This is a genomic window from Wolbachia endosymbiont of Aedes aegypti (genome assembly GCF_021496215.1).
Taxonomy (GTDB): domain Bacteria; phylum Pseudomonadota; class Alphaproteobacteria; order Rickettsiales; family Anaplasmataceae; genus Wolbachia; species Wolbachia pipientis.
In genome coordinates this window covers 282924-296436 of sequence record NZ_CP090902.1, presented here as the reverse complement: position 1 = coordinate 296436, position 13513 = coordinate 282924, and the positions used below count along the sequence as shown (strand labels likewise).

Annotated in this window: 11 protein-coding genes; 7 read left to right on the top strand and 4 right to left on the bottom strand. The window is 35.4% G+C overall.

The annotated features are described in order from the left end of the window. The first annotated feature begins 13 nt into the window (after positions 1–13). From L0Z58_RS01545 to recJ, 5 genes are all read left to right on the top strand, one after another. Complete coding sequence (locus L0Z58_RS01545; RefSeq protein ID WP_010962510.1) at positions 14–1309, top strand: Na+/H+ antiporter NhaC family protein; 1296 nt, start codon at positions 14–16, stop codon at positions 1307–1309. Between the two features lie 34 nt (positions 1310–1343). After that, a complete protein-coding gene (locus L0Z58_RS01540; protein ID WP_010962509.1) occupies positions 1344–2603 on the top strand; it encodes a cbb3-type cytochrome c oxidase subunit I in 1260 nt (419 codons plus the stop codon). 571 nt (positions 2604–3174) lie between these two features. Beyond that, positions 3175–3378: a hypothetical protein gene (locus tag L0Z58_RS01535; RefSeq protein ID WP_010962508.1), complete on the top strand. Its 204-nt coding sequence runs from the start codon at positions 3175–3177 to the stop codon at positions 3376–3378. Continuing rightward, a complete protein-coding gene (locus L0Z58_RS01530; RefSeq protein ID WP_010962507.1) occupies positions 3375–3608 on the top strand; it encodes a hypothetical protein in 234 nt (77 codons plus the stop codon). The genes L0Z58_RS01535 and L0Z58_RS01530 overlap by 4 nt, the downstream gene beginning before the upstream one ends. Before the next feature lie 60 nt (positions 3609–3668). Further along, positions 3669–5408, top strand: a complete 1740-nt coding sequence (recJ, locus tag L0Z58_RS01525; RefSeq protein ID WP_010962506.1) for a single-stranded-DNA-specific exonuclease RecJ — start codon at positions 3669–3671, stop codon at positions 5406–5408. An 817-nt stretch (positions 5409–6225) separates the two neighbouring features. On the opposite strand, the gene ygfZ is transcribed toward recJ, so the two are convergent. Beyond that, positions 6226–7032 carry a CAF17-like 4Fe-4S cluster assembly/insertion protein YgfZ gene (gene ygfZ / locus L0Z58_RS01520; RefSeq protein ID WP_010962504.1) on the bottom strand — a complete coding sequence of 269 codons (807 nt, stop codon included), beginning with the start codon at positions 7030–7032 and terminating at the stop codon, positions 6226–6228. 167 nt (positions 7033–7199) lie between these two features. Here ygfZ and L0Z58_RS01515 point away from each other — a divergent pair, with 167 nt between their 5' ends. Together L0Z58_RS01515 and groL are read left to right on the top strand one after the other, a co-directional pair. Then, positions 7200–7481 carry a co-chaperone GroES gene (locus L0Z58_RS01515; protein ID WP_173862895.1) on the top strand — a complete coding sequence of 94 codons (282 nt, stop codon included), beginning with the start codon at positions 7200–7202 and terminating at the stop codon, positions 7479–7481. A 100-nt stretch (positions 7482–7581) separates the two neighbouring features. Next, positions 7582–9231 (top strand): chaperonin GroEL, encoded by a 1650-nt coding sequence (gene groL / locus L0Z58_RS01510; RefSeq protein WP_010962503.1) that lies wholly within the window; start codon positions 7582–7584, stop codon positions 9229–9231. A 223-nt stretch (positions 9232–9454) separates the two neighbouring features. Here the strand turns inward: groL and L0Z58_RS06600 are convergent, their stop codons facing one another. From L0Z58_RS06600 to rnhA, 3 genes are all read right to left on the bottom strand, one after another. After that, positions 9455–9577 carry a hypothetical protein gene (locus tag L0Z58_RS06600; RefSeq protein ID WP_255322269.1) on the bottom strand — a complete coding sequence of 41 codons (123 nt, stop codon included), beginning with the start codon at positions 9575–9577 and terminating at the stop codon, positions 9455–9457. Positions 9578–9793: 216 nt separating this feature from the next. After that, complete coding sequence (locus L0Z58_RS01505) at positions 9794–12916, bottom strand: YhdP family protein (protein WP_010962501.1); 3123 nt, start codon at positions 12914–12916, stop codon at positions 9794–9796. Next, entirely contained in the window at positions 12909–13346 is a 438-nt protein-coding gene (gene rnhA / locus L0Z58_RS01500; protein ID WP_010082655.1) for a ribonuclease HI, read from the bottom strand. The genes L0Z58_RS01505 and rnhA overlap by 8 nt, the downstream gene beginning before the upstream one ends. Positions 13347–13513: the final 167 nt, after the last annotated feature.

Genomic DNA, 13513 nt, shown 5'->3' with positions numbered 1-13513 from the left:
CTGGAGTAGAGGTATGTTTTATCTTACAAATTTTTTGCCTATTTTACTGTTCCTATTTCTTTTTGTAGGAAGTGGTATATATTTTACTATTCTTGGCGTGTCAAATGCTTTTTATCAGTTATCTCCACTGGTAGCCATTGTTCCTGCCATAGCTCTGGGTTGGGTTTTATACAAGGGCAATACTGAAGAAAAAATGTATGCCTTTCTAGATGGGGTAAGAGATCGTAATATTATCACTATGTGTATCATTTTCTTACTTGCAGGTGCATTCAGTGAAGTAACTAAAGCAATCGGTAGTGCTGATGCCACAGTTAATTTGGCTCTTTCATTTATACCAACACAATTTTTACTCATAGGATTATTTTTTGTAGCAGCTTTCATCTCCACTGCTATTGGTACATCAATGGGCACCATTGCAACAATTGCTCCTATTGCAGTTGAACTGACACAAGCTGGGATTTCTCCTTCCTTAGGAGTTGCAACCGTTGTAGGAGGAGCAATGTTTGGCGACAATTTATCTATTATCTCTGATACTACAATTGCATCTGTGATGTCTCAAAAGGCTGATATAAAGAAAAAATTAAAACTGAATGCAAAAGTGGCACTAATTGCTTCTATATTCACAATAATTATATTATTTTATAGCTCAAGCAATAGTGCTGCTATTTCAGTTAAGGAGTATTCTTTATTGCTTGTGACTCCTTACATAATACTTATATTGCTTGCAAACTTTGGAATAAATGTATTTACGGCATTGGTTTTAAGCATAACTTTTGCTGGAATCATTGGATTTATAAATAACAACAATCATGGTTTATTGTTTTTAAGCCAAAACATCACCAAAGGGTTTATGAGTATGCATGAAATTATGCTACTGTCATTGATGGTTGGCGGGCTTTCAGGACTGGTAGGTAAAAATTCTAAGGAGCTTGCAGATAAACTTTCATCTTGGGTTATGATACAACGTGGTGGACAAAAAACTGCGCAATTATTTATTGCAAAAATAGTCAGCATATTTGATATTTTACTTGCAAATAACACCATCGCTATAATTTTTAGTGGTGAAATTGCTAGAGATATTGCTAAGAAATATGAAATACCGCCTCACTATAGTGCAGCATGGCTAGGCATATTTTCTTGTGTATTTCAAGGATTAATACCGTATGGCGCTCAATTGCTTTTGGCTAGCACTATTGCTGGAGTTTCACCTTTGGCAGTCGTGCCACACGTATACTATTGCTATGTTTTAGGTATTATTGCAGTGTTATATATTGTATTGAACAAAATTGAGAAAAAAGATTGTGCTTAATATACAAGACAACGCTCCGCTCTGTAGAAAATGGATGTTCTTGGCAGTATGTGCTCTTGCTTGCTCTGGGTTACTGTCAATAATTGTTATTTTTCTACGATTGCCTTTTATCTCCTCTCTTGTTCCTTCTGCACAATATATTTTTGATAATGCGCTGGTAATACACGTGAACTTGTCAATTTTAGTGTGGATGTGCTCTATAATATCTCTGCTCTTTATCATAAACCTACAAAATACCAATAGTTGGTTTAACTTTTCATGGGTTCTATCAACCCTTTCGATGCTGCTCATGTTTATATCCGCATTCGTTCCAAACACTGAAGTTATCAAAAGTAACTATATTCCCGTATTACAAAACAAATTATTTTTACTTGGACTCAGTTTATTTATTGCCAGTATATTAGTAAATACAATGCTAGCATACACATCAAAAAAAGAGGTTTCATTTCTCTCTGTTGGGCAAATTGGGCTAGTTATTATACTTGTATCGTCATTTCTTTGCTTTGTTTTAGCATATAATAATATGCCTCCAGGTCTATATCACTCAGATAATAATTTATTTTACGAATATCTCTTTTGGGGAGGCGGACATTTATTGCAGTTTGCTTTTACTCAAGGAATGTTTTTAGTCTATTTAATAATGCTAAGTTCCAATGATATTAGTTTAGCTTCAAACAATAAAATTACTATTTTACCACTATTTATAAACACGATTTTAGCTGTAGGCGCACCGTTTGTATATTTTGTTTATCCAGTTGATAGTGCCAAGTTAATACAGTTTTTTACTTGGCATATGAGGATTGCTGGAGCAGTTTTGCCGTGCTTTTTGATAATATTAGTGTGCTACAACATCAGAACTTTTATTAATGATAAAAGCAACTATTTATTACATTCATTTTTGTTGTTCACTTATGGAGATGTGCTCGGAGTGTTGACTATTGAAGGTAATGTCACGATTCCTGCTCATTATCACGGTTCTGTAGTTGGTATCACTATAGCTTTTATGAATTTTGTCTACTGGATGTTACCTAAATTAAACTTTAAAGAGATAAAAAGTTCCATGGTAAGATTACAGATTTATGCCTACAGTATAGGGCATTTTCTCCATATCACTGGCCTTGTGTGGCTTGGTGGATATGGTGCTTTAAGGAAGGTTGCAGATCTGCCAAGTATTTCGTCAATGTTAGCACGCACGTGCTTCATTATAGGTGGCGCTATATCAGTTGTTGGTGGAATGTTGTTCGTAATAATTGTGCTTTTACATCTGTTAAAAGGCAAAGCGCGTACAAACTGACCCATAGAAACAAAAAAAACTTCCTTGACAAACTCCGCCAGCCCCCTTATCATGAAACTGAAGCTATTTATTTATCTTCTCTGTACAGATTAAATGACAAAAAAACTCACGTATCTGGCGTCCCATGTTTAATTTTTTGCACTATGTGCACCTTATGTCTTTATAAAATTTCTAAGTTTTTACCTAATATAAGCTGAAATGCGCTTATAAAGCATTTAAAACATCAAAAAACGCCGATTTTAAAAATGGATAGTGAATAACTAGCTACCCTAGGGTTTCTTTTGCCTTTTTTTCTGTTTAGTAAATTTCTTAATGTTTATAATTTAGATTAGTTGCGGCTTAAAAGCAACTAAATCGCGGTTATTAAGCGTTTAGAATAAAAAAACGCCATACTTGAAAGTATAATGTAAGTAATTAGCCAACCACGGGGCTTCTTTTGCCTTTTTTTTCATTTGGTAAATTTTTTAATATTTATACGGAAGGTAGCGCGTGACGCTGGAACCCCAAAAAAAGGATGATGTCATCCCAGTGCTCCTTTTTTTGTCATCCGAGTAGCTGACACTGTCCTCCTTTGTCATCCCAGTGCCCAGACACTGGGATCCAGCATTTCACGCAATCCCATCAAGAACGTTGTATTTTACATAACACTTTTATGCTTACCAACTTAATAAAATTCCTGGATCCCAGTGTCAGCTACTCGGATGACAAAAAAAGGAGCACTGGGATGACAGGAGAGGGAGGCTACTTGGATGACATCATAGGGGCACTGGGATGACACCATTCTTTTTCCTGGATCCAAATAGTCAAGGCACTGGAATGACAAAAAAAGGAGGCACTGGAACGACAAAGTGGAGTGTCTGCTTCTGTCATCCTATGATAGCTAAAAAGACCTGGTCACGCGCTGGAATGACACCGAAGGGGCTACTGCCCTCTTGGATGGAGACCAGTGTCAGCTACTTAGATGATACCTTTTTTCTACTTAGTTTAGGTTATGCAGAAGTCTAATACAATTATAGAACAAGCTTAAAAATTCTGGTAAAGTAGTTTTATTTACAAAGAAAGAATATGCTACTTGAAATTGAAAAGCGCAGCATAACAAATGCATTGTGGAAGTTGCAAGAAGCAGATCAAAGGCAAATCTTAACTCTTACACAGAGATTTGAGTTACCAGAAATATTAGCAAGAATATTGGTTACTCGTGGTGTTAACATAGAAAATGCAAGCGACTTCTTATATCCACTAATCAGATCGCTATTACCAGATCCCTTTCACCTTCTTGATATGGATAAAGCTGTTTCTCGTATAATACGGGCAATAAAAAATGATGAAAACCTTGCAATATTTGGTGACTATGATGTTGATGGTGCAACGTCGTCAGCATTGATTAACAGGTACCTGAGAGCAATCGATATACACTCTATAATCTACATTCCAGATCGTGTTGATGAGGGTTATGGATTAAACACAGATGCTTTATTACAACTTAAAAAGAATGGAATTGATTTATGTATTTCCGTTGATTGTGGTACGCTTGCATATCAACCAATAGAAGATGCAAAGGCTTTTGGTCTTGATATTATAGTTGTTGACCATCACCTTGGTACGGAAAAATTACCAAGCGCCGTAGCAGTTGTGAATCCAAACCGCCTTGATGAGAGCTCTCCTTATAATAACCTAGCAGCAGTTGGAGTGTCATTTCTGCTAATTGTTGCTCTTAATAAAAGCCTACGTGAGCAAGGATTTTTTACCAACAAAAAAGAACCAGATTTATTTGATCTGTTGGATTTGGTTGCCCTGGGAACTGTCTGTGATGTTATGCAGATCACAGGCCTCAATAGAGCACTTGTCTCACAAGGATTAAAAGTTATGTCAACAAGAAAAAACGTTGGCTTGCGTGTTTTATTTGATGCTTTGGGAATCCTTGAAAAACCAAGTGTTTCTCGATTAGGGTTTAGTATTGGGCCATGCATAAATGCTGGAGGAAGAATTGGAGAAGCATCGCTTGGTGCAAGGTTGCTTTCCACCGATGATGATGAAGAGGCACATTCAATCGCGCTAAAATTAATAGATTTGAATAATGCAAGAAAAGTGTTAGAAAATGAGGCTCTCTTGGAAGCTACAGCACAAGCGGAAAAGTCTGCCCAATCAGGTGCGAATTTTATAATGATAAGTGGCAATTGGCACCAGGGAATAATTGGTATAATTGCATCAAGGCTAAAGGAGCAGTTTCACTTGCCAACAGTAGTGATATCTTTAAATAATGGAATAGGAAAAGCAAGCTGTAGATCAATTTTGGGAGTTGATATCGGTGCTGCAGTCCTTTCCGCAAAGTTTATAAATTTGATTATTGAAGGTGGTGGCCATAGTATGGCGGCAGGATTTTCAATTAAAGAAGACAAAATAAATGATTTGCATGATTTTTTTACTGAAAGATTTTCAAACTCTATAAATGAGAAAACTTTAAAAGCTGATAGTATAGTAACTGCTAAAGCAATAAACTTATCTCTGTGGAACCAACTGCAACGCTTGGGACCATTTGGAGTTGGAAATCCTGAACCAAGGTTTATTATCCAAGGAGCAAAGATAAGAAAGCCTGAAGTTATAGGAGTTGACCATATAAAATGTTTTATTGCTGATGATAATGTTATGGTAAGAGCTATTGCATTTCGTTCTGCAAATACTCATCTTGGCTCTGCTATCATGCAGGGTAATGTTAAAGCTATTTTGGGTAAAATCTCTATGAATTACTGGAATGGCAATGAATTTGTACAATTTTTAATAGAAGATGTATTGACCATAAGTTGAGTGTATCTGTTCAGCAGAGTGGCAAAATAGGTAGACAAGATAAACCAAAAAATCGAGAAAAAGTGAGTTTACAACAACTGGTGTCATGAAATTATCTGACACTGATTTCCATCCAAGAGGGTGTCATCCCAGTGCTCCTATAATGTCATCCCAGTGCGTGACACTGGGATGACACCCTACTTAACCGTCATACCGCGATTCATTCGCGGTATCTCTTAGCCGCTAACAAGTAGCGGGATGACGAGCTTATCGTCATGCCACTGCGAACCGTCATACCGCCGCGAACCGTCATACCGCGATTCATTCGCGGTATCTCTAGATCCCGCTAACAAGCAGCGGGATGACGGTTGTCGTTTAGCCATAAACATTAAAAAATTTACCAAATGAAAAAAAAGGCAAAAGAAACCCTAGTCATTGTCTATTTTCAGTATTGGCGTTTTTAAGTCTTAAACACTGCAATTTAGCTGCTTTTGAATGCAACTAACCTACGCTGCAAATGTTTAAGAAATTTACTAAGCAGAAAAAAAGGCAAAAGAAACCCCGTGTTAGCTAGTTGTCACTCTCTAATCCTGCAAATTGGCGTACTATACTGTCTTAAACGACTTATAAGCGCGTTTCAGCTTATATAGGTAAAAACCCAGAAATGTTGTGAAGACATAAGGTGCACATAGTGCAAAAAATTAAAAATAAGACGCCAACTACGTTGTTTTCTTGCTGTTTAATCTGCACAGATGAAGATAACTGAATACCTTCAATACCATGATAAGGGGGCTGGCGGAGTTTGTCAAGCAAGTTTTTCGTTTCTATATGGGCTACCTTAAGACTTCAACGTCTTAACGCACTTGACCCCACCAGCATATAAATTTGCATGGCTCTTTCCAGTATTAAGCAATGCAAATCCAATGTTGTCTACACTAGAGCGCAGTTCCCCTATTTCCTCATTGTTTTCATTTGTCACTTTAGTGCCAATATCTGGAAGTGCGTTATCCCCCTCAACAAGGTAAAGTTTTCTTCTGAATATTTCTTGTCTGCTCATTCGATTTACAACTTCCTGACCTATATAACACCCCTTATTAAAGCTTATACCGTTTACTTTATCGATTAAAAATTGCAGCGGAAACGATGAATTCTGCACCATATCTTTCGCTCCATCTGGAACGAGATTTTGAATTCTGACTTTTTCATACTGAGTAAAATCCCCAACCGGCTCTTTCATTTCATCTTTATGTATGATCCTCATTCCTAGCAGCTTGTGCCTTGGATCTTGAAAAATAACTTGTGACTTACTACTACACTCCGCCAACTTAGTATTAAACAAAACCCCAACCTTATATAGTGCACTAACGTCTTTAATCTTTACCCTCAAATAAGTTTTAAGTAAATCTAGTTTCTCGATTATTTGCTGCAAGTGCATGTTTTCGCACTCCAAGAGGGTGTATTTACCATATTCAATAAGAAAAAAATCATATAGATATTTTCCCTGAGGGCTAAGCAATAAAGAGTAAATGGCTTTTTGGCTATCCAACTTATTAATATCATTGGTTATAATACCCTGCAGAAAATCTCTAGTGTCAGGCCCATATAGCACTATCACACCACGACTTAAAAATGGTATATAACTCATGAAATCTCTATAAATAAATCTAAATTTTATTATATAACATTAGGCTCTTTTAGAAACTGCTTTTGGCGTGCATATTTTACAAGCTCCAGCCCTTGAAATCTAACTTACGAGTATATATATATAAACTCATAAGTTAATTTGTTGATGAGGAAAAACAAATGTCAAGTATAAGTTTAAATGTATTAGATGATAGCGTGCTGATCAAGCCTATTAGCGAAGAAAAGCAAGGTGGAATTGTGCTTCCATCAAGTGCTGAAAAGAAACCTACTAAAGGTGAAGTTATAGCAATTGGTGAAGGTTCACGCAATTCAAGTGGCGAACGCGTAACTTTAACTGTGAAAGCTGGTGATAAAGTGTTCTATCGCCAATGGGCTGGTACAGAAATAGAACATAATAATGAGAAGCTTATCGTGATGAAAGAGTCCGATATACTTGCTGTCATTAAGTAGCAGTCTTTATTTTACTAAACTGAAACAAAGCGCAACATAGCGCATTGTAAATGATTTTATTATAGTTTTCTAAATTTTTTATTAACAAGAGGTGATAAAAATGACTAATGTAGTAGTATCAGGTGAGCAGTTGCAAGAAGCCTTTCGTGAAGTTGCAGCAATAGTGGATTCAACGGTAGCAATAACTGCAGGACCTAGAGGAAAAACAGTAGGGATTAATAAGCCCTATGGAGCACCAGAAATTACAAAAGATGGTTATAAGGTGATGAAGGGTATCAAGCCTGAAAAACCATTAAACGCTGCGATAGCAAGCATCTTTGCACAGAGTTGTTCTCAATGCAACGATAAAGTTGGTGATGGTACAACAACGTGCTCAATACTAACTAGCAACATGATAATGGAAGCTTCAAAATCAATTGCTGCTGGAAACGATCGTGTTGGTATTAAAAACGGAATACAGAAGGCAAAAGATGTAATATTAAAGGAAATTGCGTCAATGTCTCGTACAATTTCTCTAGAGAAAATAGACGAAGTGGCACAAGTTGCAATAATCTCTGCAAATGGTGATAAGGATATAGGTAACAGTATCGCTGATTCCGTGAAAAAAGTTGGAAAAGAGGGTGTAATAACTGTTGAAGAGAGTAAAGGTTCAAAAGAGTTAGAAGTTGAGCTGACTACTGGCATGCAATTTGATCGCGGTTATCTCTCTCCGTATTTTATTACAAATAATGAAAAAATGATCGTGGAGCTTGATAATCCTTATCTATTAATTACAGAGAAAAAATTAAATATTATTCAACCTTTACTTCCTATTCTTGAAGCTATTGTTAAATCTGGTAAACCTTTGGTTATTATTGCAGAGGATATCGAAGGTGAAGCATTAAGCACTTTAGTTATCAATAAATTGCGTGGTGGTTTAAAAGTTGCTGCAGTAAAAGCTCCAGGTTTTGGTGACAGAAGAAAGGAGATGCTCGAAGACATAGCAACTTTAACTGGTGCTAAGTACGTCATAAAAGATGAACTTGGAATCAAGATGGAAGATCTCACGCTTGATGATCTTGGTACGGCTAAAAATGTTAAAATTACTAAAGATAATACCACAGTTGTCAGCGAAAATAGCGATTCTGACAGTGTGAAAGCTAGAATCGAGCAGATTAAATCTCAAATTGAAACTTCAACTTCTGATTATGATAAAGAAAAGCTAAGAGAACGTTTAGCGAAATTATCAGGTGGCGTTGCTGTGCTCAAAGTTGGTGGAGCAACTGAAGTGGAAGTTAAAGAACGTAGAGATAGAGTCGAAGATGCGCTGCATGCAACAAGAGCTGCAATTGAAGAAGGTATAGTTCCAGGTGGTGGGGTTGCGCTTCTTTATGCTTCATCTGTTCTCGACAAATTAAAAGGTGCAAGTGACGAGGAACAAATAGGCATAAACATTATCAAGAAAGTTCTCAGTGCTCCAATTAGAAGGTTAGTCAAAAATGCTGGTCTTGAATCTGCTGTTATAATTGACTATTTGATTAAGCAGAATGATAAAGAGCTTATATACAACGTTGAGGCTATGAATTACGCTAATGCATTTACAGCTGGTGTGATTGATCCAGCAAAAGTGGTGCGTATTGCTTTTGAAACAGCGGTATCTGTTGCGAGTGTGCTGATAACTACTGAATCTATGATAGTTGATGTACCAAGCAAAGAAAATGCTTCATCTCCTATGGGTGCAGGAGAAATGAGTGGCATGGGTGGATTCTAAGTAGAATGAAACCGTGGAGCAATTGCTCCACGGTAGTTCCAAAAAATCTCACATTTTACTATTCGTTAAAGGTAATACGTTTGGTGCAGAAATGCACTACTGTTTGCATCCGTTTCACTCCTTTATATTGTGGTTGTCTAATAACAAAAAGGCAGCATAAGAAAACTATAACCCCTAGTATATTTATACTATAGCTGACCCAAGCAACACGTCATACCGCGATTCATTCCACAACTGTACGAACATTACAATATGGCACATAGTAAACGATGTCATGAAAGTAGCTGACACTGGAATGACACCCTTTTGAATGGAAACCAGTGTCACGCACTGGCATGACACCCATTTGTTCCTATAGTTGTCTTTTCTCGTCTACCTTATTTTGCCACTCTGCTGAACAGATACAATTTACAACCACCCCCCTACCCTTTTTAGTTGTTCAGCAAATATAGAGAGGTTAAAGGGAGTGGTATTACTTAAACAACTAAATAAAAAATCAGGTAGATCATTCTGAAATTCTTGCATTTTTGTCCATAATTTTGTTAAATAACTTCCCTTTTGGTCATATCGAACCAAATTTCTTTTTCACACCACCTTTTAAGCCACTTTCGTTAGTTTTTGTCATAATGCGATCAAACACTCCCAATAACCTCTTTAATAGGTTTGGAGTTAGCGAAGAGATAAGATCAACAGATACGTTATTGTTTTTGTCATCACCACTTGCTTTATAGTCTATTGAAACGATTCCCCTACTTTTCCCACCAGTAAGAAGTTTTCCAATTATAGGAATTTTTAACAAAGATTTATTAATTAAATATGCTGGTATTACTTGTCCTGCAACCTGGAATTTATAATTTCTAATATCGAGCTTACCACCAGTGCTAATACCTAACTCCGCCCCTTCAAGCCAAGATTCTTCAATTTCAATAGTGCCATCTTTGTATGAAAAAGGTGCATTACATTTGTAAAAGTATACACCTTCATTTTTTATGGCATTTACAATGCCAGGCAATGAAGACATCGACAATAAAGTAGTAAGTAGTGGAGCATCTTTGATGTAGAAATTGCTAATGGATAACGTACCATAATGTTCTCCACTTTCTCTCTGAGGAGAGAGATAAAAAGACAATTTGCCGTTTTTAATTGATTTACTAATGCCTAAGGAACGCAAAAGCATACCTGAATTATCCGCATATATTTCGAGCCCTATTCCACTGTATTCTGCTAGTATGTTGCTGCTATCTTCCAGAAACTGCCCTGTAAATTGACTTCCATTGCAATTACCTTTAGTACAGGTTACATTCAGCTTAGCATTTTTGATAACGATGCCTTCTTTCATAATTACATTGTCAACATTCATACTAATCTCTATATCTTTATTTAATCCATTACTGTTTTTGCCAAGCAAGCCTAAAATATCACTTAAGTTAATTTCCTCACCATAAATAGTTATGGCATTTTTCTCCTTACCTGATTCAATTTCTATACTAAAATCATTATCAGGCAATTTAAAGCTACTAGAATTTAAATATAAATTTCCATTTTCTACTCTTCCGCTGAATTTTATATCTAGGTCATTTCCTACAATGTCTAATTTATCTACTAACAATTCACCTGCTCCTTTTAACCTTGTAGAAAACAAAATTTTATTGTGATCTTCAAAGCGATTTTTCCACCCTAAGTAGCTTGAATGTGATTCAAATTCTGATAAATCTATATCACCATTAACATACCCCGTCTTATCTTGATTTATCACTGACTCTAAATTTGCACTGACATAGCCACTATCAAAATTAAATATTTGAGCGGGTAAATCTCCGGTCAAATTCCAGGCGAAACTTTCATTCCTATTGCTACTTTTCAGGTCAAATAATAGCTGTGTGTTATTCACCATACCACTACCATTTAAATCTATAAAGTCACTGCCAAAACTAAGCTTAATATCATATTTACCAAGACTTGCATTATAGACGGCCAAATTGTCAATTTCAGAATGAAAATTTGCTGAGAAGTCTACTTTTTTGTCATCAGCATTTAGATTAAAAATGCGAAAATTAAATACGGATTTTGCCATTCCACTTACTTTATCCCTTTCAACCTTCACCACATCATCCAGCTTAAATCTTATAGGCTCATATAAACCATACGCATCACTTACAGCTTTGCCATTAATGGTTAGAACTGAATCTTCCTTATTTAGAGATTTCATTTCAATATCACCACCATTAACAGTGAAATTCTGAAACTTAGCGCTATTTACAGTAATTTCAAGATCGTTATTCTTGATGATCAAATCACCCTTTAATTCCTTTACTTGCTCAAAATCTTCATCAAATTTTACGCTACCGTTTTCTATATCAGCAACAATTACAATGTCTGACAGATCGTCATCAACCAAATTGTTAATTTTGCCATTGAAACTTACAATGGTATTTAAAACATCCCCATCAATATTATCACAATACCAGCTTTTAAATTTACTATTTACTACACTATCTGGTATATAAGTACATAAATCCTTTGCAGCAAACTTACTAATATTAATTCTAAGCAAAGCATGACTTGTACTAAAGTTCATTTTGCCTATCAAAGAGAGATACGTGTCATTTAACTTAAAATGGAAGTTTTTTACACTAATAATTCCATCACTATATGTTAAATTTATATTTACATTAGTTAAGGCCAAATTTTTGTTCAAATAATTTTCTGTATTCAATACGTATATATTTCCATCTACAATTTCATCCTTTTTATTAATTTTCACTGAGAAGCTTCCTTTGAATCCTATATTTTTGTCCAAATTGTAGCTTTTAACTAATGTAGAAAACTTGCTCAATAGTCCCAATTTTAGATCATAAAATGTCCCGTACACATTTAGCAAATTGTTGCGATTTTTTATCGTAATTGATAAATCATCCAAAAATCCCTTTCCATCTTTTGTATTCACATGAATATCTAAAACATTAAAATCTTCCCCCTTCCCTATATATAATTTATCAATAAAAAATTCATCTTCTGTGCTTTTATCAATAGCGATGTTAGTAAATTCAATTTTTGAATCCGCATTTAAGTCAAAAAAAAATTCCCTTATTGTTTTTAATAGATTTTTTGCACTACTTTCTGTCATCTTGAAATTCTTCCCTGTCATCCCAGTATCTTTTTTTCCTGTCATCCCAGCACTCGTCCTTGTCATCCAAGTAGCTTGACTACTTGTTTCTTTTTTTCTAGATTCCAGCGTCACGCGCTGGAATGACACCGAAGGAAGGCGGTTACTACTTAAATAATGATTATCCAAAAGGTCTAATGAGTTTTGCGGATTAACATTAGTTTCTTCTCTCTTGATACATACATGCACATTATCAGCTGAAACCTGAGAGAGATTTGTGCTAGCTTTAAATAAGGAACTTAACTTGAAATGTACAAAAAGCTCAGGAACTTTTATAGTAAAATTAGGGTTTGCTATTGCCAAATCCGTAATGACTAAATACGGATCTTTGCCATCTTTCTGCCAAACAACTGAGGTATTCTCCATATTAACGCTTGAGCCAACAAATATTTTTGATATTTTATGTTTAACATAAAAATCAATATAATTAATATTGATTTCTAAAGGCTTAAAAAAAATAAAGAAGCACAATATGAATAATAAAGCTACGGAAAATAATATAGTAATTTTTTTAAGCATCGATTATTGCTTTTCTTGCTAAACTATCAGCCTCCTCATTATACTTATCGCCACTGTGTGCTTTAACCCACTTCCAATCAATTTCGTGTTGTGAAGCAACGTTGTCTAGCTCTTTCCACAATTCCATATTTTTTACTGATTTTTTATTACTTGTTTTCCAGCCATTCATTTTCCACTTATTTATCCATTCTGTTATGCCATGCTTAACATAAAGACTATCCGTATATAAATTAATATTACAAGAAAATTTCAATACTTTCAGCCCATTGATCACCGCTGTTAACTCCATTTTATTGTTTGTGGTATTTTCTTCTCTACCATAAATGTCTTTTCTGTAATCTTGAAATAATATGATAGCTGCCCATCCTCCCGCTCCAGGATTACCAGAACACGCCCCATCCGTATATATTATCACTTCTTTTTTACTCATCTTTGTTTATATCGGTTAACAAAGTATATAGTTGCTTTTATGAAAGCACAATTTCTAAAGGTAGTTTAAGCTGCACCTTTAAATTTTATTATAGAAACAAAAAAAAGTGTGACAACGAGCATTACCAAAAGGAAAAGTAAAAAATAGTTTTTATGCTTCTGCCGTTC

Excerpts from the sequence above, each read along its gene's own strand:
- L0Z58_RS01530 (WP_010962507.1), top strand. The coding sequence starts at position 3,375 with ATGACACCATTCTTTTTCCTGGATCCAAATAGTCAAGGCACTGGAATG.
- L0Z58_RS01505 (WP_010962501.1), bottom strand. The coding sequence starts at position 12,916 with ATGCTTAAAAAAATTACTATATTATTTTCCGTAGCTTTATTATTCATA.
- L0Z58_RS06600 (WP_255322269.1), bottom strand. The coding sequence starts at position 9,577 with ATGGGTGTCATGCCAGTGCGTGACACTGGTTTCCATTCAAAAGGGTGT.
- rnhA (WP_010082655.1), bottom strand. The coding sequence starts at position 13,346 with ATGAGTAAAAAAGAAGTGATAATATATACGGATGGGGCGTGTTCTGGT.
- groL (WP_010962503.1), top strand. The coding sequence starts at position 7,582 with ATGACTAATGTAGTAGTATCAGGTGAGCAGTTGCAAGAAGCCTTTCGT.
- L0Z58_RS01545 (WP_010962510.1), top strand. The coding sequence starts at position 14 with ATGTTTTATCTTACAAATTTTTTGCCTATTTTACTGTTCCTATTTCTT.
- L0Z58_RS01540 (WP_010962509.1), top strand. The coding sequence starts at position 1,344 with ATGTTCTTGGCAGTATGTGCTCTTGCTTGCTCTGGGTTACTGTCAATA.
- ygfZ (WP_010962504.1), bottom strand. The coding sequence starts at position 7,032 with ATGAGTTATATACCATTTTTAAGTCGTGGTGTGATAGTGCTATATGGG.
- recJ (WP_010962506.1), top strand. The coding sequence starts at position 3,669 with ATGCTACTTGAAATTGAAAAGCGCAGCATAACAAATGCATTGTGGAAG.